The organism is Demequina sp., assembly GCF_049841215.1.
GTDB lineage: Bacteria > Actinomycetota > Actinomycetes > Actinomycetales > Demequinaceae > Demequina.
On the sequence record NZ_JASGEO010000016.1, the window covers coordinates 68,133 to 91,350 of the forward strand.

At 67.0% G+C, this 23,218-nt stretch carries 28 protein-coding genes and 1 tRNA gene; 13 read left to right on the forward strand and 16 right to left on the reverse strand.

Translation table 11 applies throughout. The features are described from left to right. The first annotated feature begins 15 nt into the window (after positions 1 to 15). Positions 16 to 1,407, forward strand: a complete 1,392-nt coding sequence (gene radA, locus QM618_RS09325) for a DNA repair protein RadA (RefSeq protein ID WP_428097587.1) — start codon at positions 16 to 18, stop codon at positions 1,405 to 1,407. Between the two features lie 9 nt (positions 1,408 to 1,416). Here the strand turns inward: radA and QM618_RS09330 are convergent, their stop codons facing one another. Further along, entirely contained in the window at positions 1,417 to 2,013 is a 597-nt protein-coding gene (locus QM618_RS09330; RefSeq protein ID WP_428097590.1) for a hypothetical protein, read from the reverse strand. Between the two features lie 57 nt (positions 2,014 to 2,070). Here QM618_RS09330 and QM618_RS09335 point away from each other — a divergent pair, with 57 nt between their 5' ends. Continuing rightward, a complete protein-coding gene (locus tag QM618_RS09335) occupies positions 2,071 to 2,946 on the forward strand; it encodes an A/G-specific adenine glycosylase (RefSeq protein WP_428097592.1) in 876 nt (291 codons plus the stop codon). Positions 2,947 to 2,967: 21 nt separating this feature from the next. Next, positions 2,968 to 3,117: a hypothetical protein gene (locus QM618_RS09340; protein ID WP_428097595.1), complete on the forward strand. Its 150-nt coding sequence runs from the start codon at positions 2,968 to 2,970 to the stop codon at positions 3,115 to 3,117. On the opposite strand, the gene QM618_RS09345 is transcribed toward QM618_RS09340, so the two are convergent. Beyond that, positions 3,114 to 4,127 carry an aldo/keto reductase gene (locus QM618_RS09345; RefSeq protein ID WP_428097598.1) on the reverse strand — a complete coding sequence of 338 codons (1,014 nt, stop codon included), beginning with the start codon at positions 4,125 to 4,127 and terminating at the stop codon, positions 3,114 to 3,116. The genes QM618_RS09340 and QM618_RS09345 overlap by 4 nt on opposite strands. Positions 4,128 to 4,213: 86 nt before the next feature. On the opposite strand from QM618_RS09345, the gene QM618_RS09350 reads away from it, so the two are divergent. Continuing rightward, entirely contained in the window at positions 4,214 to 5,434 is a 1,221-nt protein-coding gene (locus QM618_RS09350) for a hypothetical protein (protein ID WP_428097601.1), read from the forward strand. A 77-nt stretch (positions 5,435 to 5,511) separates the two neighbouring features. Here QM618_RS09350 and QM618_RS09355 read toward each other — a convergent pair whose 3' ends face one another. Continuing rightward, entirely contained in the window at positions 5,512 to 8,070 is a 2,559-nt protein-coding gene (locus tag QM618_RS09355; protein WP_428097604.1) for an ATP-dependent Clp protease ATP-binding subunit, read from the reverse strand. A gap of 265 nt (positions 8,071 to 8,335) precedes the next feature. Here QM618_RS09355 and QM618_RS09360 point away from each other — a divergent pair, with 265 nt between their 5' ends. Both QM618_RS09360 and QM618_RS09365 read left to right on the forward strand, forming a co-directional pair. Further along, a complete protein-coding gene (locus QM618_RS09360) occupies positions 8,336 to 8,944 on the forward strand; it encodes a hypothetical protein (RefSeq protein WP_428097609.1) in 609 nt (202 codons plus the stop codon). Continuing rightward, the gene (locus tag QM618_RS09365) at positions 8,941 to 9,171 is read left to right on the forward strand and encodes a helix-turn-helix domain-containing protein (RefSeq protein WP_428097613.1); all 231 of its coding nucleotides are present in this window, start codon (positions 8,941 to 8,943) and stop codon (positions 9,169 to 9,171) included. The genes QM618_RS09360 and QM618_RS09365 overlap by 4 nt, the downstream gene beginning before the upstream one ends. Before the next feature lie 101 nt (positions 9,172 to 9,272). On the opposite strand, the gene dtd is transcribed toward QM618_RS09365, so the two are convergent. The 10 genes from dtd to QM618_RS09415 form a co-directional block, all read right to left on the reverse strand. Continuing rightward, on the reverse strand, positions 9,273 to 9,698 hold the full coding sequence (gene dtd, locus QM618_RS09370; RefSeq protein ID WP_428097616.1) for a D-aminoacyl-tRNA deacylase: 426 nt from the start codon (positions 9,696 to 9,698) through the stop codon (positions 9,273 to 9,275). A gap of 17 nt (positions 9,699 to 9,715) precedes the next feature. Further along, positions 9,716 to 10,054 (reverse strand): DUF2516 family protein, encoded by a 339-nt coding sequence (locus QM618_RS09375; protein WP_428097621.1) that lies wholly within the window; start codon positions 10,052 to 10,054, stop codon positions 9,716 to 9,718. Positions 10,055 to 10,072: 18 nt separating this feature from the next. Further along, positions 10,073 to 10,504 carry a type II toxin-antitoxin system VapC family toxin gene (locus QM618_RS09380; protein WP_428097625.1) on the reverse strand — a complete coding sequence of 144 codons (432 nt, stop codon included), beginning with the start codon at positions 10,502 to 10,504 and terminating at the stop codon, positions 10,073 to 10,075. Between the two features lie 2 nt (positions 10,505 to 10,506). Next, positions 10,507 to 10,767 carry a type II toxin-antitoxin system prevent-host-death family antitoxin gene (locus tag QM618_RS09385; protein ID WP_428097628.1) on the reverse strand — a complete coding sequence of 87 codons (261 nt, stop codon included), beginning with the start codon at positions 10,765 to 10,767 and terminating at the stop codon, positions 10,507 to 10,509. Positions 10,768 to 10,795: 28 nt separating this feature from the next. After that, on the reverse strand, positions 10,796 to 11,926 hold the full coding sequence (locus QM618_RS09390; protein WP_428097689.1) for a YgfZ/GcvT domain-containing protein: 1,131 nt from the start codon (positions 11,924 to 11,926) through the stop codon (positions 10,796 to 10,798). A 33-nt stretch (positions 11,927 to 11,959) separates the two neighbouring features. Continuing rightward, entirely contained in the window at positions 11,960 to 12,493 is a 534-nt protein-coding gene (locus QM618_RS09395; protein ID WP_428097633.1) for an FABP family protein, read from the reverse strand. 132 nt (positions 12,494 to 12,625) lie between these two features. After that, entirely contained in the window at positions 12,626 to 12,982 is a 357-nt protein-coding gene (locus QM618_RS09400; RefSeq protein ID WP_428097639.1) for a DsrE family protein, read from the reverse strand. 9 nt (positions 12,983 to 12,991) lie between these two features. Further along, positions 12,992 to 13,453, reverse strand: a complete 462-nt coding sequence (locus tag QM618_RS09405) for a DUF4395 domain-containing protein (protein WP_428097644.1) — start codon at positions 13,451 to 13,453, stop codon at positions 12,992 to 12,994. Positions 13,454 to 13,473: 20 nt separating this feature from the next. Then, complete coding sequence (locus tag QM618_RS09410; RefSeq protein ID WP_428097648.1) at positions 13,474 to 13,905, reverse strand: thioredoxin family protein; 432 nt, start codon at positions 13,903 to 13,905, stop codon at positions 13,474 to 13,476. Between the two features lie 11 nt (positions 13,906 to 13,916). Further along, complete coding sequence (locus QM618_RS09415; RefSeq protein WP_428097652.1) at positions 13,917 to 14,654, reverse strand: hypothetical protein; 738 nt, start codon at positions 14,652 to 14,654, stop codon at positions 13,917 to 13,919. Positions 14,655 to 14,710: 56 nt separating this feature from the next. Between QM618_RS09415 and QM618_RS09420 the strand changes: the two genes are divergently transcribed. Further along, entirely contained in the window at positions 14,711 to 15,418 is a 708-nt protein-coding gene (locus QM618_RS09420) for a winged helix-turn-helix transcriptional regulator (RefSeq protein ID WP_428097655.1), read from the forward strand. Between the two features lie 4 nt (positions 15,419 to 15,422). Next, complete coding sequence (gene nhaA, locus QM618_RS09425; protein ID WP_428097658.1) at positions 15,423 to 16,640, forward strand: Na+/H+ antiporter NhaA; 1,218 nt, start codon at positions 15,423 to 15,425, stop codon at positions 16,638 to 16,640. Positions 16,641 to 16,738: 98 nt separating this feature from the next. Here the strand turns inward: nhaA and nth are convergent, their stop codons facing one another. Beyond that, a complete protein-coding gene (nth, locus tag QM618_RS09430; protein ID WP_428097662.1) occupies positions 16,739 to 17,410 on the reverse strand; it encodes an endonuclease III in 672 nt (223 codons plus the stop codon). A 78-nt stretch (positions 17,411 to 17,488) separates the two neighbouring features. Between nth and QM618_RS09435 the strand changes: the two genes are divergently transcribed. Beyond that, on the forward strand, positions 17,489 to 17,872 hold the full coding sequence (locus QM618_RS09435) for a hypothetical protein (protein WP_428097666.1): 384 nt from the start codon (positions 17,489 to 17,491) through the stop codon (positions 17,870 to 17,872). Positions 17,873 to 17,886: 14 nt separating this feature from the next. Further along, positions 17,887 to 18,603, forward strand: coding sequence for a Crp/Fnr family transcriptional regulator (locus QM618_RS09440; protein ID WP_428097669.1), 717 nt, complete (start codon positions 17,887 to 17,889; stop codon positions 18,601 to 18,603). A gap of 167 nt (positions 18,604 to 18,770) precedes the next feature. On the opposite strand, the gene QM618_RS09445 is transcribed toward QM618_RS09440, so the two are convergent. Then, on the reverse strand, positions 18,771 to 19,241 hold the full coding sequence (locus tag QM618_RS09445) for a RidA family protein (RefSeq protein ID WP_428097672.1): 471 nt from the start codon (positions 19,239 to 19,241) through the stop codon (positions 18,771 to 18,773). Beyond that, positions 19,238 to 19,399 carry a hypothetical protein gene (locus tag QM618_RS09450; protein ID WP_428097677.1) on the reverse strand — a complete coding sequence of 54 codons (162 nt, stop codon included), beginning with the start codon at positions 19,397 to 19,399 and terminating at the stop codon, positions 19,238 to 19,240. The genes QM618_RS09445 and QM618_RS09450 overlap by 4 nt, the downstream gene beginning before the upstream one ends. 92 nt (positions 19,400 to 19,491) lie before the next feature. Here QM618_RS09450 and QM618_RS09455 point away from each other — a divergent pair, with 92 nt between their 5' ends. From QM618_RS09455 to QM618_RS09465, 3 genes are all read left to right on the forward strand, one after another. Then, positions 19,492 to 22,089 (forward strand): penicillin-binding protein, encoded by a 2,598-nt coding sequence (locus tag QM618_RS09455; RefSeq protein ID WP_428097680.1) that lies wholly within the window; start codon positions 19,492 to 19,494, stop codon positions 22,087 to 22,089. Continuing rightward, a complete protein-coding gene (locus tag QM618_RS09460) occupies positions 22,089 to 22,973 on the forward strand; it encodes a metallophosphoesterase (protein ID WP_428097684.1) in 885 nt (294 codons plus the stop codon). Before QM618_RS09455 ends, QM618_RS09460 begins: the two co-directional genes overlap by 1 nt. 41 nt (positions 22,974 to 23,014) lie before the next feature. Then, positions 23,015 to 23,088: transfer RNA gene (locus QM618_RS09465), tRNA-Pro, on the forward strand. Positions 23,089 to 23,218: the final 130 nt, after the last annotated feature.

A 23,218-nucleotide genomic window follows, 5' to 3' on the forward strand; every position in this document is an offset into this window, starting at 1 on the left:
GACTACCTTGGGGACATGGCAACAGCGACGCGAAAGGCCGCCCCCGGGTACCGGTGCACGGAATGCGGATGGACCGCCGTCAAGTGGGTGGGCCGCTGCGGAGAGTGCCAAGAGTGGGGCACGCTCGTGGAGGTCAACGCCACCGCAGGGCCGGCCACGCGTGCCACGGCCGCCACGTCGCCAGCGGTGCCGCTACCGGAGGTCCTGGCCACAGCGTCGGCCAGGCGGTCAACCGGCGTTGACGAGTTCGATCGCGTGCTCGGGGGCGGCGTTGTCGCCGGAGCGGCGGTGCTGCTTGCCGGGGAACCCGGCGTGGGAAAGTCCACGCTGCTGCTGGACGTCGCGGCGCGCACCGCGCGCACGGGCGCCACGGTCCTGTACGTGTCCGGCGAGGAGTCTGCTGGCCAGATTCGGCTGCGTGCGGAGCGCATCGGGGCGCTCGAGCAGGGGGTGTTGCTTGCCGCGGAGACGGACCTTGGCGCGGTGCTTGCGCATCTTGACTCGGCGTCGCCCGCGTTTGTGATCGTGGATTCCATCCAGACCATCGCGTCTGCCGAGGTGGAGGGAACCCCTGGCGGCGTGAGCCAGGTGCGGGAGGTGGCCCAAGCGCTGATTCAGGCGGCGAAGAAGCGCGGCGTGCCCATGGTGCTCGTTGGCCACGTAACCAAAGACGGCTCCGTAGCGGGCCCCCGCATTGTGGAGCACCTCGTGGATGTGGTGTGTCAGTTTGAGGGGGACTCGCACTCGCAATTGCGCCTCTTGCGCGCCACCAAGAACCGCTTTGGGTCGGTGGACGAGGTGGGGTGCTTCCAGCTCGTGGACGCCGGAATCGAGTCCGTTGCGGATCCTTCTGGGTTGTTCCTGTCGCGGGAGGGAGCGCACGTGCCGGGCACGTGCGCCACCATCACCATTGACGGCAAGCGGCCTCTACCAGCAGAGATTCAGGCGCTCGTGGCGCCGAGCGTGCTGAGCAATCCTCGGCGCGCAACGTCGGGAATCGACTCCGCTCGCGTTGCCATGATCCTCGCGGTGCTGCACCGGCGTGTGGGAGTGGCCGTCGCGGCCGACGATGTCTACGTCGCTACCATTGGCGGCGCCAAGGTGCTGGAGCCCGCGGCGGACGTGGCGCTGGCGCTTGCCCTAGCGTCGGCCCGCGCGGACCGGCCCGTGCGCGAACGCTGGTGTGCGGTGGGGGAGGTGGCGCTGTCGGGCGCCATCCGGCCCGTCAACGGCCTCACCCAGCGCGTGGCGGAGGCGGCGCGGCTTGGCTTCACGGACGTGGTGGTGCCGGCGGCGGGCAAGCCAGCAACGGCACCCGCTGGGGTAACGCTGCACCCCGTGGAGCAGCTGGGAGACGCCGTGCGGATTGCGCTCGCGCCCAAGGACCAGGGCCAGCCGGAGTTCTAGCGCAGCGCCCTACTTCACCGCGAAGGTCGACTCGTCTGCCTTGACGCCCGCAACGGTCACGGTGGCCTTGTAGGTTCCGGACTTCGCGGTCTGTAGATCGGCGACGCAGCCCTTCTCGTCGCGGCCGTAGTTCCAGCTGGTCTTGAGGTCTCGCGTCTTGCCGGAGTCGAGCATGAACTTCTCGGAATCGAAGAGCGCAAAGTCAGCGGGGCAGTCCGAGGAATCGAACCAGGCGTCGCTCCCGGAGCGGACGGTGAGCTTGGAGTCCACCGTGGGATCGATGATGCAGGGGGTGTCGGCTGTCGAGGTAACGGTGGCGGTGAAGGAAACCTTCTTGCTGCCGGAGACCTCAGCGGGAACGTCAACGACCACGGTGTAGTCGTTGCCGGTGCACGCGCGGTCAAGATCCGGGGCTGCGGAGGTGGTCACCGTGGGGGAGGTCGTGACCTCCGGAGTGGTCTTTGGATCGCTCGAGCCGCCAGACAGCATGCTGATCACCCACCACACGAAAAGGGCCAGCACCACGATCGCGACAACGACGAAAACCCGCCGCCGCCAGTAAATGTTCGCGGGCTGATTGCCCACCGGGTGCCTGATTCCGTCCATCGTCACCTCCCTGGGACCACTCCACGGTATCCACGCTCGCGCTGGAACAATGGAGCGGTGCCCCGCGAGTCGCCAGATGATGCCGTCGTCAACGACGTGCTCGAGTGGTACGCACGCGAGGGTCGCGACCTTCCGTGGCGCGACGGCAGGGCCACCCCGTGGGGCGTGCTCGTGAGCGAGGTCATGCTTCAACAGACGCCCGTCGCTCGCGTCGAGCCGGTCTGGCGCGAGTGGATGGAACGCTGGCCCACCCCCTCTGCGCTTGCCGGCTCGAGCCAGGCCGACGCTGTGCGCGCCTGGGGAAGGCTCGGTTACCCTCGGCGCGCCGCCCGATTGTGGGAGTGTGCTCGCGTTCTCGTGGAGAGGCACGCGGGGGAGGTGCCCCAGACCCGCGAGGAACTGCTCTCTCTGCCCGGAGTGGGCGACTACACCTCGGCGGCCGTGATGTCGTTTGCGTATGGCGGGCGCGCCGCCGTTCTCGACACCAATGTAAAGCGCGTTTTCGCGCGCATCTGGGAGGGCGAGCAGTTCCCCCCGCCAGGCGTCACGGCCGCGGAGAGGGCGCTAGCGGAACGAGTGCTTCCCGCAGAGCCATCGCGCGCCTCCGAGTGGGCCGTTGCCTCAATGGAACTTGGAGCGCTTGTATGCACCGCCCGCGCACCCAAGTGCGATGCCTGCCCAGTGTGCGCCCACTGTGCGTGGCGAGCGGCCGGTTACCCAGCGTCGGGCCTGGTAGCCAAGCCGAGCCAAGCGTGGCATGGCACCGATCGCCAAGTGCGCGGCCGCATCCTTGCCCAACTTCGCGACGCGCTGGGGCCGGTGCCGCTCACGGCGATCGAGGGCGTTGACGGCGAGCAGTTTGAGCGCGCGCTCGCCTCCCTACTGGCCGACGGCCTGGTCACCGAGGCCGGAAACGGCACTTACGCGCTGTGAGGGTCTGCGAGGATTGCGGGCATGGAGAACAGCACGGTGCGGCGCGCGATTGTGCTCGTGGTGCTGATCACGTGCTCGATCCTGCTGTTGTCGTGGGTGGTTGACCGGGCCGCCGAGAACGCGCCCGACCCCACGCCCACGGCCTCGGTTACTGCAACCGCATCCGCTTAAGAGTGGTGGGTGCCTTCCACGGCGTGCGGCTCGATCGCTGCGATGTCCTCGTCTGAGAGATCCGGGAAGTACAGCGAGCCCACCGTGTCCTTGAGCTGCGCTACCGAGCTCGCGCCCACGATCGCGGACGTGGTGCGACCCTTGCGGAGCACCCACTGCACGGCGAGTTGCGCGAGGCTCTGCCCGCGGCCCTCCGCGATCGCGTTGAGGGCGCGTGTGCGCTCGAGGTACGTCTCGGTGATCTGCTTTTCGTTGAGGAAGGGCGAGTGGGTGGCGCGGCTGCCTTCCGGGACGCCGTCCAAGTACCGCGCGGTGAGCATGCCCTGCGCGAGCGGAGAGAACACGGTGGAGCCCACGCCGAACTCGTCGAGGGTGTCCAGCAGGCCATTCTCTGGAGAGCGCTGGTACATGTTGTACGGGAACTGGTGCACCAGCAGCGGGGTGCCCAGATCGCGGAGGATCTGCGCGGCTTCGCGAGTTTCTTGGGGACCGTAATTCGAGATGCCCGCGTAGAGCGCCTTTCCTGACCGCACGGCCTGGTCCAGGGCCATCATCGACTCCTCGATGGGCGTATCCGGGTCCGGGCGGTGGTGGTAGAAGATGTCGACGTAGTCGACGCCCATGCGCTTGAGGGAGGCGTCGAGCGAGTTGAGCAGGTACTTGCGGCTGCCCCACTCGCCGTAGGGGCCGGGGTACATGTAGTAGCCGGCCTTGGATGCGATGACGATCTCGTCGCGGTAGGGCGCGAGGTCGCTCGCGAGGATGCGGCCAAAGTTCTCCTCAGCGCTTCCGGGGGGCGGGCCGTAGTTATTGGCGAGGTCAAAGTGGGTGATCCCCATATCGAACGCCGCGCGGATGATCTCGCGCTGGGTGTCGAGCGGGTTGGGACCGCCAAAGTTCTGCCACAGGCCAAGGCTCACGCCGGGAAGGCGCAGGCCGCTGCGGCCGAGGCGGCGGTACTGCATCTCGTCGTAGCGGGAGCTGCTCGCGATGTAGGGGTCATTAACCATGTGGTCAGCCTACGCGGGCGGGGGTGGTGTCGAGGTGCCGTGCGGGCAACAGGTAGCCTGCCTCGCGTGGAGAAGATGAGCGGGCCATGTGGTTTGTAGTCCTCGTGGCCCTTGTGGTGCTGGGGTTCATCGTGCTGAGGGCCGTCCACTTCGTGCGCTATCTCCCCAAAGGCGAGCGGTTGCGGCACTTCCCCGGGGTGCTCGGTGCCACCGCGCGCTCCAACTCTCTTGGTGAGGTCGACGTCTCCACTGAGAATGACTGGCTCGCGCCCCAGGCCCAGACCAACGGCACCATCAAGTGGGCCGCGATGGAGGTGCGCGAGGATCTCGTTTCCCACCCGCAGCAGGTGTGCACCGAGGGAAACGCCATCGAGCTCCACGATCTCGACGTCGACGGCACGGCACTGCTGTTCAAGATTGGCGCGGGAGGCGACGGCTACGAGGGATACCTGCAGGCGCGTGACGGCAGCGGCGTGGTGTTCGCCCGCGGCGGCGCCCATGGCACGGGCGAGCTCCTTGGCGGAAGCGTTGACCACGGCCGGGTTGGGTGGCTGCGCAAGGACCCCGTGAGTCACCAGATTCAGGTATGGCGCTGGGACGCCGCGTCCGGCGATCGCCTCATTCACACCTTTGACTACCAGGTGGCGAAGGGCCGCGACTATGCGTTCGCGTGGGTGCTCATCGCAGGCGACGTCACGGCCGTCACGTTCCTGCCGGGCCAGCACGGCAGCGTGGTGGTCCACCACCCAGACCACGGCGTGGTGCACCTGGCATCGACCTCGTTCCCCACGTTGCATCGCGACCTGGTTGCGGAGGCCCGCGGTCTGAGGCGAGCGGCGGTCAATGTGCTGCTGCCCGGCCACCCGCAGGGCGTTGCCGCCCAACTGGACCTCGACTCATGGCCGCCAACGCTCACCTCCGTGGCCAATGAGTTCTTTCCCGGCGCGAGCCTGCAGATGGGCCAGATCCTTGGCTACCTGCGCAGGCAACGCGTGTTGAGGATCCCCAACGCGCCGCAAGTCTCGCTCAGCCAGGGCCTCATCACGGACCCGGTTGGCGACGGCCAGTTCGTCGCAGCGGGTTACTTTGACCCGCCAGGGCAGTCTGCGCACAGCCGGGAGAGCGATGCCGTGCTCATCGACTCCGTAGCCGGCCGCCGTCAAACTCTCACCAAGCACCTGAAGGCCCGCATGTACCTGCGCGGCGACTTCGTTGCGTGGGGCCAGGCGGCACCACGCTGGCCCACCGAGGGGCCCGAGCCCCGCACGGGCGTCACCGGCTGGGTCGCTCAGTTGGTGCGCGACTAGGTTGCCCAGGGTGCGAAAAGGCCCCCGGGAGGTCCCAGGGGCCCTTTCGCTAGCGTCGGGCATGCCCGACGCTGTTGCTAACTCTCCGTGCCCGTCGCCTCGGGTGCGGGCTCGGCTGCGGCGGGCGCGGCCGAGGGCGCGACGCTCGCGGTAACCGGCTCGTCAACGACGTCGTCCTTGTCCACGCCCTCGAAGGTGAAGGTGGCGTTCTCGCCCTCGCCCTCGGCGTCGACGCGGATGATCTGGCCCGCGTTGAGCTCGCCGAAGAGGATCTTCTCGGATAGCGGGTCCTCGATCTCGCGCTGCAAGGCGCGACGTAGCGGCCGCGCACCGAGCACGGGGTCGTAGCCCTTGTCCGCGAGAGCGCGCTTGGCGGCAAGAGTGAGCTCGATGCCCATGTCCTTGTCCTTCATGCGCTCGTCGAGGCGGGCAACCATGAGGTCCACGATCTGGACGATCTCCTCCTGCGTGAGCTGCGGGAAGACCACCACGTTGTCCACGCGGTTGAGGAACTCCGGCTTGAAGTGCTCCTTCAGCTTGGTGTTCACCAGCTTGACCATCTCGTCATAGGTCTGCGCGAGCTCGGTCGTGAGCGCGAAGCCCGTTGCCTGGCGGCGCGAGATCGCGTCGGCACCCAGGTTGGTGGTCATGATGATGATGGTGTTCTTGAAGTTCACCTCACGGCCCTGGGCGTCGGTGAGCTTGCCGTCCTCGAGGATCTGCAACAGCGAGTTGAAGATGTCGGGGTGGGCTTTCTCGACCTCGTCGAAGAGCACAACGGAGAACGGCTTGCGGCGCACCTTCTCGGTGAGCTGGCCGCCCTCCTCGAAGCCCACGTAGCCGGGAGGGGCACCGAAGAGGCGAGCAACGGTGTGCTTCTCGCCGTACTCGGACATGTCCAGGCTGATGAGCGCGTCTTCGTCGCCGAAGAGGAACTCTGCCAGGGCCTTCGCGAGCTCGGTCTTTCCCACACCGGTGGGGCCGGCGAAGATGAACGAGCCACCGGGGCGCTTGGGGTCCTTGAGGCCGGCGCGCGTGCGGCGGATGGCCTGGGACAGCACCTTGATGGCCTGCTCCTGGCCAATGATCCGCTTGTGCAGCTCGGACTCCATCGAGAGGAGGCGCGAGGACTCGTCGCTCGACACGCGGGCCACGGGAACGCCGGTGGACATCGACAGCACCTCGGCGATGAGCTCCTCATCGACAACGGCGGCAACGTCGAGGTCGCCGGACTTCCAGGCTTCCTCGGCCTTGGAGCGCTCGTCGCTGAGGCGACGCTCCACGTCGCGCAGCGACGCGGCCTTCTCGAAGTCCTGGCCGTCGATCGCGGACTCCTTCTCGCGGCGAACCGAGGAGATCTTGTCGTCGAGGTCGCGCAGCTCCGGCGGCGACGTCATGCGGCGGATGCGCAGGCGCGCTCCCGCCTCGTCGATGAGGTCGATCGCCTTGTCCGGGAGGAAGCGATCACTGATATAGCGGTCAGCCATCTGGGCCGCGGCCACGATGGCCTCGTCCGTGATGGTGACGCGGTGGAACGCCTCGTAACGGTCGCGGAGGCCCTTGAGGATCTCGATGGTGTGGCTCAGCTCCGGCTCCGGCACCTGGATGGGCTGGAAGCGGCGCTCGAGAGCGGGGTCCTTCTCAACGTGCTTGCGGTACTCGTCGAGAGTGGTGGCGCCGATGGTCTGCAGCTCGCCGCGGGCCAGCATGGGCTTGAGGATGCTGGCAGCGTCGATGGCGCCCTCGGCGGCACCCGCACCCACGAGGGTGTGGATCTCGTCGATGAACAGGATGATGTCGCCGCGCGTGCGGATCTCCTTGAGCACCTTCTTGAGGCGCTCCTCGAAGTCACCGCGGTAGCGGGAGCCGGCAACCAGCGAGCCAAGGTCAAGCGTGTAGAGGTGCTTGTCTTTGAGCGTCTCGGGAACGTCGCCGCGCACGATCGCCTGGGCGAGTCCTTCGACGACGGCGGTCTTGCCCACGCCGGGCTCGCCGATGAGGACGGGGTTGTTCTTGGTGCGGCGGCTCAGCACCTGCATCACGCGCTCCATGATGAGCTCGCGGCCCACGACGGGGTCCAGCTTGCCCTCGCGAGCGGCCTGCGTGTAGTTGCGGCCAAACTGATCAAGGACCGTGGAACCGGCGGGCGTGCCCTCCTGGGGGCCGCCGTTGCCGCCGCCACCGGACGGCTCCTTATTCTCGTAGCCGGACAGCAGCTGGATGACTTGCTGGCGCACGGATGACAGGTCCGCGCCGAGCTTGCCGAGCACCTGCGCGGCAACGCCCTCGCCCTCGCGGATGAGGCCAAGCAAGATGTGCTCCGTGCCGATGTAGTTGTGGCCAAGCTGCAGCGCCTCGCGCAACGACAGCTCAAGCACCTTCTTGGCGCGCGGGGTGAACGGGATGTGGCCGGACGGGGCGTGCGAGCCCTCGCCGATGATCTCCTGCACCTGCTCGCGCACGGCGTTGAGGGAGATGTCCATCGACTCGAGGGCCTTGGCGGCAACGCCTTCGCCCTCGCGCACTAGACCCAGCAGGATGTGCTCCGTGCCGATGTAGTTGTGGTTGAGCATGCGCGCCTCTTCTTGCGCGAGCACCACAACTCGACGAGCCCTGTCGGTGAACCGTTCGAACATCTCAAAACCTCCCAGCAGCCGCGATAGTCCGGGCGACTGCACCCAGGCTAACCAGGGCCCCGCACCCCTCATGCCCGTGTTCGCCGCAGGCGTGACAAGTGTTACAAGCCCGACACACGCTTGGTATCGGCTACGTGCGAGCCCAACCACAGCGTCGGCCCGACGCTGCGGCCGGCCTGAAGTCCCGTCTCGCCCGCCCCTTGACACAACGATTATCGATACGTATCGTTTATCGATAACAACGGTAATCGTTAAGGAGGGGCTCATGTCCGACACCATCGTTCCAACCCCCAGTGATCGCGCTGCGCTGTATCTGTCCATCGGAGTGGCCGCGATTGGCGCGGTCGCCACGATCGCCACAACCATCGCTCGGCTCGTCGAGGTGGCTCCCGGCAAAGACGTCCCCGTGACCGTCCAGCTCGAGGAGCAGACCGTTGGCCTCCCGCTGGGACCGAACGGCGCCCTCGTCGACGCGAGCGTCGATACCGCCACCATCGTTGTCCCGCATGCGGAGGGCGCGACCCTCTTCGCGCTGTGGGCCCAGCCCATCTGGCTGTGCTTGTGCGTATTGGCGGGATTGGCGCTCGCGGCGATGTTCTTCCTGCGAGTGGCGCGCGGCCAGATCTTCACCAAGCGCGCCTCACGGCTGGCGCTGTACGGCGCGCTCGTGGTGGGTGCGGCGTGGCTCGGCTCTGGCATCTTTACCGCAATGGCCATGAACGGTGCGCTTGCCACAGTGAGCGATGGAACGTGGGACTCGGGCTTCATCGTGGTGTCGTTCACGCCGTTCCTCGCGATTCTGTTGCTGGGCGGTCTTGGCGGCGCGCTCGACATCGGCGAGCGGCTGCAGCGCGACAACGAGGGCCTCGTATGAGCCCCGCGGACGACGAGCCCACCGGCATCCACTGCCGCCTCGACGAACTACTCGCGGAGCGCAATATGACCCTGGCGGCGCTCAGCGATGCGGTGGGGGTGTCGGTGGTGAACCTTTCGGTGCTCAAGAACGACCGCGCGCGCGCGATCCGCTACTCGACGCTCTCCGCCATCTGCCGCGCCCTCGACTGTGAGGTGGGAGACCTCCTCGTCACCGCAGACGCCTGACCCACACCTACGTCCGAACCACTCATCGTCGCTTTTCCTCCCAGGCGCAGCGAAAAGCCCGGGAAAGTGGTTCGGACGTAGGTGGTGGTGGTGGAGGGTGGCTACGTCTCAAGCAGGATCGTGATGGGCCCGTCATTGACGAGCTCCACGTCCATGTGGGCCCCGAACACCCCTGTCCCCACCTCAACCCCCCGCTCGCGCAAGGAAGCAACCACGGCATCTACCAGCGGCGACGCAACCGGCCCGGGCGCCGCCTGATTCCACGTAGGCCTGCGCCCCTTGCGCGTATCCGCATAGAGCGTGAACTGGGACACCACAATCACGGGCGCGCCGGCATCCAGAACGGATAGCTCCCCAGACAGGATCCGCAGGTCCGCAATCTTCCGCGCAATCAGCTCGGCCTCCGCCACGCCATCGGAGTGCGTCACCCCAACAAGCGCCACAAGGCCCTGCCGCGAGAACGACGCAACAACCGATCCGTCAACCGTCACCGATGCTCGCGACGCGCGCTGCAGCACCGCCCTCATCAGCGAACGCCGAACATCTACCAGCCGCCGCGGTTGTCATCCCGTCGCCGGGATTGGCCGGGCCGGTGCACCTCGCGCAGTCGCGGCAGCACATCCACAAAGAAGATCAGCGCCCCGGCCGCGGACGCGGTCCAGAAGATGAACCCCATCCCAAAGCCGTAGCTCGGCGGCAGCCCAAGGAACGACAGCGCCGTGGCGCCGCCAGTGATCGCGAGCCAAAAGTTCTTGGTGCGCTTGCCCGCCGCCACATACGCCTCGGGCGGGAAGCGGAAGGCCTGAATCAGCGCCCACACGGCCACCACAAAGATGGCCACGGAAATGGTGAGCAGCAGTAGCCCCTGAAGATTGCCGATCATGGCGCTACTTTACGTAACTCACGCCATCGCGGGCGGGAGCACGGTGAGCCCCTCCGCCCGCCCGGCGGCAGTGAGCCGGCGATCCCACGCCGCCAGGATCACGCCGGCATCCTTGAGCAGCAGGGCCGACGCTAGGTGCAGGGCGTCTCCGGCACGCAGGGGGCGGCGGTCGGCAAGGTCGGCGGCGCGATCCGTGAGCGCCTCCGTCACCTCCACCTTGGCAAGGCCCGGCCACAGTTCCTTCCACCGGTCTCGAGCCGCCGCCGCAGGAAAAGCGTCGATACGGCCAATGCGTTCGGCCGCGGCCAAAACCGATTTGACCTCAACGTCGGCGATACGGGAGGTGACCACAGCGTCGGCCCGTTCCCACAGGGCCACAGCCAAAGGTGAGCCGGTCTCCAGGACCAGCAGCTTCACCAGCGCCGAGGTGTCGAAGTAGACGATCGCCATCGTTACCTGCGCAGCCGGCCGAGCAGGCTGGACAGGGCGTCCTTTGCGGCCTCCGCCTGGGGAAGGCGCGGAACGGCGCGGTCCTCTGCGGGAGGAGTGATGAGCCCGTCCTGAATGAGGGAGGAGATGAGGTCGCTGCCCTCGACGGACGTGAGGCGCGCTACAGGGGCGCCTTTCTGAGTGATGATCACGTCGGTGCCGTCCTTCACGGAGCCGACGTGACTCGCGAGGGACGCCTTGAACTCGGTGAAGGTGACTTCCATGGGGCCACGCTACCCCGTGGGGTGCGCGTCAGGCGGGAATGTCGCCACCGTCGGCGGCGCAGCCCTTGCCCATCAGGAGGCCCTTCATGGTGGGCCCCGGCGGCGGCGGGCGGTCAACGGAGAAGCCGCTCGGATCCACGATGGGTTCCTGGGACGCAGAGATAGGCCCGGCGTCGGAGGCGGCGAGCAGCGTCGCCGAGGGGTCCACCGATCGCTTGATGACGGCGAGCGCGATGGGTCCGTCCTCGCGGTCGCGCGCCACCGTGGTGATGCGCCCCGCGGGTGCGCCGGTGGCCTCAAGCGTCAGTTCAGCGCCCGCCTCGGGAAGCACGTGAGACGAGCCATCGAGAAACAAGAACGTGAGCCGGCGCGGCGGGCGGCCAACGTTGTGAACCTTGGCGACCGTCTCTTGGCCGCGGTAGCAGCCCTTGTGCAGGTGCACGGCGGTGCGGAGCCAGTCGTATTCGTGGGGCAGGGAGTGGTCGTCCACCTCGGTCGCGGCGCGGGGCCTGTGCGCCGCCACGCGCTCCGCCTCCGCGGCCCACGTTCCGGCAAGGGTCCAGCCGGCCTCGAGGCGCGCGTCGGCCTCGGCGCCCAAAGACGCGCGCGGCACCAGCACCAAGCGCCATGGCCGCGCACGCCCAAGAGAGCCGACGCTGTACGACGTTCCGCCCGACGTCACCCCTGGCCACGGGTCCACCCAGGTCACGGGCTCGCCCTCGGCCGCGGGGCGGGACACGCTCTCGCCAAGCGCCGTCCATTCGGAGGTGACGTCCGCGACCTCCACGCGCAGCATGAAGCGCATGCGGTCAAGGAAGGCGGCCAACCCGGCGGCGGTCTCCGTGATGAGCCAGGCGGTAGAACCGTCATCCACGAGCGCGGCCACATGCTCGATGCGGCCCTGCGGGGACAGGATCATGAACTCCGCGCTCTCGCCCGGAGCCAACGAGCCCACCTCTTGGGTGGACAGCGAGTTGAGCCACGACAACCGGTCCGGCCCGGTCACCGTCACCACGCCAAGGTGAGATTGGTCAACAAAGCCGCGCCCCTCAGCCAAGGCGCGCTGCTCGCCAACGGGATCGCCGTAGTGCCAGGCGACCCCAGCGTCGGGCCCGGAGGCCTCAACGGCGCCGTGGCGCGAAAGGAGGGGAGAGGTCATGGCAAGAGAACCGTCGGCGGTCACAAACGATTCCTAAGGCTCAATACGAGACAAGCGCCCCGACGCATACGACTGCAGTTCGTTGCCAAACGCCGCAAGATCCTGTGCCCACATGAGTTCGCCGTTGACGAGCCCGTAGAGGCGGGTGGCGCCGGCCACCTCGGGGGCGGATGCGGTGCGCGCCATGAGGTCCGTGCCGAGGTCGATGCGGCCATTGCCCACGGCGCCCACATACACGGCGACAAAGCCCGCGGCGTCCGTCAGCACCACCTCAAGCGGGTGCTGGAAGTCCTTGAGCTCGTACCCCTCGGGTACTGACGGGGCAACCCTCCAGAAACCAGACTCGACTGCCCAGACCTGCCCGGTCTCGCCGTCGGGCCCCATGAGCGTGATCGCCGAGCGGTACTCGAGGTAGGGCCCGCCGTCGTGCGTGAAGTCGATGGTCTGGCGGAAGTCGGTAGCAGGAATGCCCGGGTAATCCACCACGCCGTGCCCCTCCCACGAGCCCACGAGCCACGCGAGTGGATAGACCTCCGGAGCGAGGTCGTCAGGGAGAACGAAGGTCACCGCTTGGGGCCTTTGACGAGGCGCCACACGACGATTCCGCACACCCACGCTGTGGCGAGGAACGCGACGATCGCGAGGATGGTGAAGGTGAGGTCTACGGCGGTCATGATGCCTCGATTGTAGGCGCGCGCTTCAGTAAACGAGTGCGGTGGCGCCCGGGCTGAGCGACTCTTCCACGAACGCCGCGGCCCCCGCGATGCGCGCGCCAGGGATGAGATCGGCTTCCGTGAGCGAGCGACGCGCGGCACATTGCGCGCACACCGAAATACGGCCCGACGCTAGGACGGTTTCGCGAAGCACGGACAGGTTGGGAGAGTGGTCAAGGGTGGCATCGGGGGTGGCGGCGACGGCGTGCCACACGGCGTCTCCCGTGAGCCACAGGCTCACCTCGTTGCCCGCGCTCGCGGCCGTGGCTGCGACCGTGAACGCTTGGAAGAGCGTCTCCGGACGCTCGAGGCCCCACGTGCACTTGATGACGAGCGCGGACATGCTGCTGGCCTAGGCGGCGCGGGTGGTGGCGCGCTTGGCGAGCAGATATATCTCGCAGCCGAGGCAGAAACCGAAGACCGAGTTCAGGAAGCTCGCCGCCACGACAAAGCCCGTGAAGATGTAGAAGCCGAGGGCGATGTCGAGCGCGCCGAAGATCACGGCAAGCACAGAGAACCCAAGGCCCATCTGCTGCGCGAAGCGCGGGGGGCGGAAGGATTCCGTCTCCGTGGGGGCGCCAAGGCGCGGGCGAATCGCGCGCTTGAAGATCCAACTCTGGAGGGTGGCCTGCGGGCCAATCGTGGCTCCGGGAAGAAAGAGCAAGGCGAGGATTGCCATCGTGATGGTGCCCGCGATGTTCGCTCCGATCACGAGCGCGACGATCGACACCAGCAAGGTGACGGACGCGCCAAAGCGGTACCCGCGGGGGTCAATCTGGATGTCCTTGGCCGTGGTGGCCGCGTCGTTAGTCATACCGCCTCCATAGGAATTCACTAGATAGCGTACTCGGGAGGCAGCGGCGCCGCCTCCAGTGCCTCGCGAGCCTGCTCCACGGTGGGGGCGCCATCCATGCGCGCCACGACCATCCCGTCAGAATCCAGCACCAGCGTGGTGGGGGTGCGCATGATGTTCAACTCGCGCGCGAGGTCCAGGCGCTCTGACGCATCGATCTCGAGGTGCGTGACGTGCGGCTGCTCGTCCGCGACTCGCTTGAGCAACACCGCGGTGCCAGGGCACTTGGCGCACATGGGAGTCGAGAACTGCACGAACGTAGCCCGCGCGCCCCTAGGTGACCCAAGGACGGCGGGAGTGAGGGCACCCGGCCGCTCCACGCGTCGGACTTTGCCTTGGCGAGACTGCCACCACCAATAGAAGAGCGCCGCTGCGCCAAGGAGCGCCGCAAGGGCGAGGAGGCGAAGCAGCATGGGTGGTCCGATCAGCCGACGAGCAGGCGCCCGGCGATGTACACGAGCGTTCCAGCGACCAGAACGGGCGCGATGCCCGCGGCTATTCCCGGCCACCAGCCACGCGGCCGCGGCTCGCGGCGATAGAGCTCTTGGATGAGCACCGCAGCCACGGCGCACACGAGGCCAATAAGCAGGCCCGCGTACCAGGGAAGATCGGGGAAGAAGTAGCCCATGGCGGCGCCCGTCGCCGTGCCAAGCAGCAGGGCGCCGATCGTGTTCACCGTGGGATGCGTGGAGATCACCGAAGCAATCGCGGCCACGGCAAGGGCGGCGCCTCCACACACCACGAGGTCCTCGGCGCCGCTAGTCCGGGCAACGGCCACCCACGCGGCACCGGAAGCAACGATTGCACCGCCCGACGCTGTGGCGGCTACGTAGGTAACGGCACGTCCGCCGCCGCGGGGTGGGAAGAAGACGACCGCGGCGAGCGCGGCAACGGTGACCGCGGCAACCGCCACGGTCATGTAGCGCAAGTACGGTGCCGTGCGGCCAAGCACCACGGCGACGAGCGCGAGCACGCCGCCGCCGATGATGATGGCTGTGGCGACGCGCGGGCGCGAGACGCGCATGAGGTGGGGATAGCCGATGGCCGCGGCGACGATGCACGCGAGGATGCCAACGGCGAGATACCGGGTTCCCAGGTATCCGGTGACGGCGACGACCGCAGCGGCGACAGCGGTGATCGTCGCTCTGGTCGACGGAATCATGGGGGTTAGTCTCCCACGGGCTGCGCCGGTACAGTAAAGCCCATCCGGAGGTGCCGATGGCAGATCTGCTCGTGCTGACCCCCGCTCAGGCTGGGGCGGCTGACGTGTTGCCCGCGCTCGCCCTGTTGTCCCACCGAACCAGGGTGGTGGCGCCCGTCCCTTCCGCGATGCTCGACGCCATGGACGCTGACGTGCTCATTGTCGACGCCCGCGTGGACCTCGCGGAGGCGCGAAACAACTGCCGTCTTGTCCAGGTCACCGGCGTCACGGTTCCCCTTCTGCTGGTTCTTCGCGATGGTGGAATGTCGATCGTCAACTCCGACTGGGGCGCCGACGACGTGGTGATCGCCGACGCATCGCCCGCCGAGGTAGAGGCGCGGATTCGCCTGCTGATGGCGCGGGCGAGGGCTGAGGACCCGCTCGACAAGCTCTCCGAGTTCTCGTCCGGCGACCTCACCGTTGACGTTGGTGGCTACACGGCCCGGCTCAAAGGCGTGCCTTTGGACCTGACGTACAAGGAGTTTGAGCTCCTCAAATACCTCATGCAGCACCCCGGCCGCGTCTACACGCGTGACCAGCTGCTCCAAGAGGTGTGGGGCTTTGACTACTACGGCGGCACGCGCACCGTTGATGTGCACGTGCGCCGCCTGCGCGCCAAGCTCGGCGCCGAGTACGAGCAGCTCATCGGCACAGTCCGCAATGTTGGCTACCGCTTTGACCCGCCCGCCCAGCGTGCGGCCGCGCCGCAGGCAGTAGACGCCTAGGGCTATGGCCCGCGTCCTCTTTGGCAAGCCGAGCGACTCCACCGAACGCACGCTCGTCAGCGTGCTGCGCACGGAGCGCGCCGGCGGCGTCATGCTCTTGCTTGGCGCGGTCGTGGCGCTGCTGTGGGCCAACTCACGGTGGGCCTCCTCCTATGAGTCGGTGAGCGCCTTCGAGTTTGGGCCCGCGTCGCTTCATCTGCACTTGTCCGTCGAGACCTGGGCGGCCGACGGCCTGCTGGCCATCTTCTTCTTCGTGATTGGCCTGGAACTCAAGCGCGAACTCGTGGTGGGCGAGCTACGCAGCCCGGCCACCGCCGTCGTCCCTGCTGTTGCCGCTGTTGGCGGGATGGTGGCGCCTATCGCGATCTACGTGGGGATCAACCTTGCTCGAGGTGGGTCGCTCGACGGGTGGGCGGTGCCGACGGCCACGGATATCGCGTTCGCAGTGGCGGTGCTCGCGATTGTGGGACGCGGCCTGCCTTCGGCATTGAGGGCGTTTCTGCTGACGCTCGCCGTTGTCGACGACTTGCTGGCCATCCTCATCATCGCGATCTTCTTCACGGACGAGGTGTCGCTGCCGTGGCTCGCGGCCTCCGCGGCGTGCATCTTTGTGTTTGGGCTGCTTGCGCGGCGCGGGTTCACCAAGTGGTGGGCGCTGCTGCCGCTCGCCCTCGTGGCGTGGGCGACCATGCACGCTTCAGGGGTGCACGCGACGATCGCCGGTGTGGCGCTTGGTCTTGTGGTGCCCGCAGTGGCGCTGAAGGGCCACAAGGAGCCGCTCACCGAGAAATGGGAGCACCTGTGGCGGCCCGTGTCGTCTGGGTTCGCGGTGCCGGTGTTTGCGCTATTCGCGGCGGGCATCCCCATCACGGTCGCGGCACTGAACGAGGCTCTGCACGATCCGGTGGCTCAGGGCGTGGCGCTTGGCCTTGTGATCGGCAAGCCGCTTGGCATCGTGCTCGCGACGTTCCTGGTGGCGACGTTCACGAAGGCCGCGCTGGATCCGGGGCTGTCGTGGTGGGACATCATGTCCGTTGGGGCCTTGGCCGGAATTGGGTTCACCGTGTCGCTGCTTATCGCGGAGCTGGCACTCGATGAGCACATGACGGACGTTGCGACGATGGCGATCCTGATTGCGTCCGTTGTGGCCGCGGTGATCGGTGCGGCGCTACTTGCGTGGCGAGCGCGGGTCTATCGCCGAGGCGCCGCCACCAACGTCTGAACCACTATCTGGCACTTCTTGCTCTCCTCGGCGCCAGAAATGCTGAATAGTGGTTCGGACGTCGCGTGTGGGTGGGCAGCGCGGGGCGGTGGGAGCGCCTAGACCCCAACCCGCGGGCACATTGCCACGAGCTCGCAGTTGGCACAGTCGGGCTTCCGGGCCGTGCACCGCCGCCGCCCGTGGAAGATCACGCGATGCGACCAAAGCGTCCACTCACGCCGCTCGATGAGCGCCATCAGGTCCCGCTCCACCACCACGGGGTCCTCGTTGACCGTCAGTCCCAGCCGCCGCGACAGCCGCCCCATGTGCGTGTCCACCGTGATGCCCGGCACCCCAAACGCGTTTCCGAGCACTACGTTTGCCGTCTTGCGGCCCACGCCACGCAGTTTCACCAGGTCCTCGAGCCGCCCCGGCACCTGCCCGCCGTGTTTCTCCACCAAGTCCGCGCTCAACTCAAGGATCGAGCGTGCCTTGGCCCGGAAGAAGCCGGTTGACCGGATGACCTCCTCCAAAGCCGCCGGTTCTGCGCCCGACATAGCCACAGCGTCGGGCCACAGGGCAAACAAACCGGGCGTCACCTGGTTGACGCGCACGTCCGTGCACTGCGCGGAAAGCACCGTGGCGACGAGCAGTTGGTACGGGGTTTCGAAGTCCAGTTCGCAGTGGGCGTCTGGATAGACCTCGGCGAGGCGGCGGTTGATAGCGCGGGCCCCGCGCACCAGCCCGACGCTGGGGGCGCCTTCTCCTGTAGCAACAGTGAGCGGGGCCATAGGTTGAGGCTACAGAACCCGGGCACGCGGGCCGATACATCCCTTAGCGGTGAGGGCCGCTGAACGGAAGGAGACCGCGTGAACGCCACGGCTGCGGCTGACGAGGTTGCCGACCTCCGTCACCAGCGTCGTGACCTGCGTCGTGAGCTTGCCCGCGTCAAGTGGTGGCGCAGGCTCGTGGCGGCACGGCGCGATCTGACGCTCGCGTCGCTCACCGCACCCGACACCATCGCGCAGGATGCGACGGAGTCCGCATGGGTGGCGCTCGCGGCTGACGCGCCCACCGCACTCGAGCTCACGAGCGCGGTGTGGCCGGATGTTCACGACGTGTCTTTGGCCGATCTGGACGCGCTCGACGCGCTAGATGGGCGTCTTGACCGGTACGAGAGGCGCCTTAGTGCCACTCTTGATAGCGTGACGGCGCACATGGTTGAAGCCATGGGCAAGGTCCACCGCGCGTAAGTGAGGGAGGCGAGATGGCAGAAGCGACGCGAGAAGTGACGCGTGACACGACGCGTGAAGAGCAGTTGCTGCGCTCCGCCCCGCTCTTTGGCGGCATGGATGTGGCGAGCGCGCGCTCCCTCATGGAGAAGATGACGCGCTCTGACGTCTCCAAGGGCGACACCATCTTCAACGAAGGTGACGACGGTCAGGCGCTGTACATCATCGTGCGTGGGAAGGTGAAGCTTGCGCGCACCGCCCGTGACGGTCGCGAGAACCTCCTGGCGCTGCTCGGTGTTGGCGACATGCTTGGCGAACTGTCGGTGTTTGACCCTGGCCCGCGGTTGGCGCGCGCCCACGCCGTGGAGGATTCCACGGTCTACGAGCTTCCCAAAGACGTGCTCGACGAGTGGCTCGACACGCACCTGGAGATGTCGCGGCCCATCATGCGCGCGCTTGCGCAGCGGATTCGCCGCGCCTCCAACACCATGGCGGACCTGGTTTTCTCCGATGTTCCCGGCCGTGTGGCGAAGGCGATCCTTGACCTTGGCCACCGCTTTGGGCGCATGGAACGTGGGCACATCATGGTGCGTCACGGGCTCACGCAAGAGGAGCTGGCGCAGCTCGTTGGGGCATCGCGCGAAACAGTGAACAAGGCGCTCGCGGACTTTGCGTCTCGCGGGTGGATCGATGTGCACATCGGGTCCGTTGAGGTCTACGAGCCCGAGCGCCTGCGCGCCCGCTCGCGCTGAGTCCCGCCGTGCCGCGTGGCGCGTGGCGCCCACTGCGTGGCACCCAGCGCGAGACGCGCGGTGAGGCGTGGCACCTCAGTCCCCGCCGGTCACGTCCTGTGAGTGCGTGAGTGTCGGTTTGCGCGCCGGATCCGGCACTCAGGCACTCAGGGCGCGCTGTGGTGTCGCTAGCTGCGGACGATCGCGACTACTTCGATCTCCACGGGTGCTCCAAGTGGCAGGCTCGCGACACCAACGGCGGATCGCGCGTGACGCCCGCTCTCGCCAAAGACATCCGCGATGAGGCCGCTCGCTCCGTTGACCACGGCCGGCTGCGCGGTGAAGCCCGGAGACGATGCCACGTAGCCCGTGACTCGCAGGATCCCCTCGATGTTGTCGAGCCCGCCGGCGGCCTGCGCGGCCGCCGCGAGCGCGTTGAGCGCCGCGATGCGCGCGCACTCGAGCGCACGCTCGGGCGTGACGTCGCCCTCGCGCTGCCCCACATTGCCCTGCGCCAGCAGGGCACCATCAACGAGCGGCAACTGCCCTGACGTGTAGATGAGGTCGCCGTGGCGCTTCGCGGGAACGTAGGTCCCCACGGGGCTGGCGACCTCTGGCAGCACAAGCCCGAGCGCTGCGAGGCGCTCGCTCGCGGTCATGACTGGTCCTTAGGCCGCTTCAAGTACGCAACCAGCCCACCCGTCGGGCCTACTACGACTTGGACGAGCTCCCACCCGTCATCGCCCCACTGGTCCAAAATCTGCTTGGTAACATGGTCGATGAGCGGCACGGTCGCGTATTCCCACGTGGTCTTCATAATCAGAGCGTATCTCCCGTGCCGGGCAACTTTTCAAGGGCGCCGTTCGTTGTTTTGGCCGACGCACTCGACAGGCAAGTGAGGACTGGCAGATGGCACGACCCCCTAGGCCGCGCACGCGCGTGACCCTGGTGCAGTTCGCGACCGCTCTTCTGATGTTCGCCGTGCTGTCCGTGCTCGGTGGCATTCTCGCCGCGGGCCTTGTTCTTCCTGTCGCGTCCGTGGCGACGGATGCCGCCATCGAGACCTCTGACCTCTTCGAGGACCTGCCTACGGACATCGTGCCAACGGAGCTTCCTCAGCAGTCGAACATCTACGACCGCAGCGGCAAGCACCTGCTCGCGACGTTCTACTCGCAAAACCGCGTGGTGGTGCCGCTTGAGGAGATTTCCCCCTGGATCCAGAAGGCCGTGGTGGCCGTCGAGGACAAGCGCTTCTGGGACCACAACGGCGTTGACGGGCAGGGCATTGTGCGCGCTGTCTACATCAACATGACGTCTGACCACAGCCCTGGTGGCTCCACGCTCACCCAGCAGCTGATCAAGAACATCCTGCTGCAGAACGCCATCGCCAAGGAAGACACGAAGGCGCAGAAAGAGGCCACCGAGGTCTCCATGACGCGCAAGATCCGTGAATGGCGGCTCGCGCTGGGCTACGAAGAGCGGCTCAACACCGAGTACGGCACGGACTGCACGTCCGATCCCAAGGTGGACTGTGGCAAGGACCAGGTGCTGCAGCAGTACCTGAACATCGCCCAGTTTGGCTCCAACATTTACGGCGTTGAGGCCGCGGCCCAGGTGTACTTTGGCAAGTCCGCTGCGGAGCTCGACGCGATGGAAGCCGCAACGATCGCGGGTATCACGCAGAACCCCTCCAAGTGGGACCCGTTGCGCCACCCGCTCGCCGCGCAGAAGCGCCGCAACGTGGTGCTGTTCACCATGTACGAGCAGGACATGATCACGAAGGCCGAGTACTACCAGTACCGCGCCACCTCGATCGATCAGACCCTTGACCCCCACGAGCCCAAGTACTCGTGCGCGGCGGCCGAGGAGGCACCGTTCTTCTGCGACTACGTGACGAAGATCATCGCGAAGGACCCTGTCTTCAACTCCAACGGCGTTGACGGTGAGGAGCTGCTGAAGAAGGGCGGGCTCAAGATCATCACCACGCTCGACTTCAAGAAGCAGAAGATCGCGAACCAAGAGCTCACGAAGTCGATGAAGTCCACGGACAAGAGCGGCTGGGCGATGGCGCTTGTGGCGCTGAACCCCAAGAACGGCCAGATTCTGGCGATGTCGCAGAACCGCACCTATGACCCCAGCGGCAAGGAAAAGGGCTCGACGACCATCAACTATTCGGTGGACCGCGCATGGGGCGGTTCCCGCGGCTTCTCGCCGGGCTCAACGTTCAAGCCGATCGTGCTTGCCGCGTGGCTCAACTCTGGGCGCTCGCTGATGCAGGTGATCAACGCGTCCGGGCGCTCGTACAAGCCCAGCTCGTGGACAGCGTCGTGCCTTGGTTCCGATCCCTTCAAGTACGACAAGAAGGAATGGAAGCCCGGCAACGCAGAGGGCGCCGGTGCCGGTCAGATGACCGTGCTCAACGCCTCCAAGAACTCCGTCAACACCGCCTACGTGGCGATGGCCAACGAGATTGACCTGTGTGACATCGAGTCCACCGGTGCGGACATGGGCTTCCACCGTGCCGATGGCGTGGACTACCAGGTGGTGCCGTCGGCAACTCTTGGCACGCAGAACGCGTCGCCGCTGACGATGGCCTCTGTGGCACAGACGATCGACAACGAGGGCGTCTACTGCCCGCCCACCGCGATTCTCAAGGTCACGGACGTCAACGGCAAGAGCTACGACGTTCCCGAAAGCGAGTGCTCGCGCGCCCTGTCCGCCGACGTGGCTGCCGGTGTTGCGTATGCGATGCAGCAAGTGGTCAAGGACGGCACGGGCGTCAAGGCTCAGCTTGATGGCGGACGCCCCGCCGCCGGCAAGACGGGCACCTCGCAGAACAACGCTCACCTGTGGTTCATGGGCTTCACGCCGCAGCTGGTTGCCACCGTGTGGATGGGCAACCCCACGCACGACGAGCCGGGCAAGAACATTCGCATCAACGGAACGCCGTATCCGATCCTCTGGGGCTCCTCTATCAGCGCGCCCACGTGGAAGCGCTTCATGGATCGCTCTCTCAAGGGCAAGGACGTGCTGCAGTTCCCGCAGGTGTCCAACGACATCCTCTACGGCGTGCCGCGCGAGGTTCCGAACGTCATCGGCATGACGGAGTCTGAGGCGAAGGCCGCGATCAACGAGGCCGGCTTCCGGTACGCCAAGTCGACGCAGCTCATCTTTGACCCCAACTACGTCAAGGGCACAGTTGCTGGCCAGAACCCTGGCGGCGGCGGCAAGGCGCTTCCAGGCTCGGTTATCACGTACGTCATCGGCACGGACAAGCTGCCCAAGTGGTGGACCAAATGGCCCGCTGGTTGGGACCCCAACGTGGCGCCTGATGACTACTGGGGCAACGTGTGGCCTCCGCCGGAGTTCGCCACGAACCCGCCCGCCGGGTGGCCGGGAACCGGCCCCACCGAGGAACCAGGCGGCCCTGGCGACGATGATGACGACGACTGGGGTGGCGGCGGCGGAGGCGGCGGAGGCGGCGGCGGAGGCGGCGGCAACCACTAATGGTTCGTCGCGCGCTTGGCGCCGTGGCTGTTGCCGGCGCCGCTACTCTGGCCTGGGCTCTCGTTGAGGCGCACGCATTCACCTTGCGCCGCGTCACCGTGCCCGTGCTGCCACGTGGAGCCGATCCCATCCGGATCCTGCACCTGAGCGACCTCCACCTCACGCCCGGCCAGCGAGACAAGATCGCCTGGGTTCGCTCGCTCGCCTCCGAGCCCGTTGACCTCGTCGTCACCACGGGTGACAACCTCGCGCACCCGCTCGCCGTGCCGCCCTTACTGGGCGCCTACGAGCCCCTCATGTCCCGCCCGGGGCTGTTCGTGTTCGGCTCCAATGACTACTTTGGGCCGCGCCCCAAGAACCCGCTCGCGTACTTTGGCGGGCCGTCGCTGCTGCACCGCGAGGCGGTGGAACTCCCCTCCGAGGACCTGCGTGCACGCCTCACCGCCGGTGGCTGGAAGGACGTCAACAACGCGCGTACCTCTCTCGAGGTCAACGGCACGCGCATTCGCGTGGTGGGGCTCGACGACCCCCACATCGGCCGCGACAAACTCCCGTCTGGGAGGCGACCCCGCGCGGACTTGACGCTCGGAATCGTGCACGCGCCATACCGTCGGGCCTTGGAAGCCCTTGCCGACGACGGCGCCCAACTCATCCTCGCCGGGCACACCCACGGCGGCCAGGTGTGCATTCCGGGGGTAGGCGCGCTGGTCACCAATTGCGACCTCGATACGGCTCGCGTCAAAGGGCTCAGCACATGGCCCGACGCTGACGGGGCTTGGTTGCACGTCTCGGCTGGGCTGGGCACCAGTCCTTACGCGCCCATCCGTTTTGCGTGCCGGCCGGAGGCGACGGTGCTGACGCTTGTGGAGCGTGGAGACGATTAGTTTGCGGGCCCGCTGACCAGGTATCCTAGGCAGGCTCATCACGGGGTGTGGCGCAGTTTGGTAGCGCGCGTCGTTCGGGACGACGAGGTCGCAGGTTCAAATCCTGTCACCCCGACGTATGTGATGTCTCAAGACATCGTTCCGCGGTGTCTCGAGACATCGTTCACTGGGGCCCTTCCGTCAGGAAGGGCCTTTGGTGTTTTTGGGTTGGTAGTCCTTGTCGGTGTTGATGGTGTGTTCGGCGA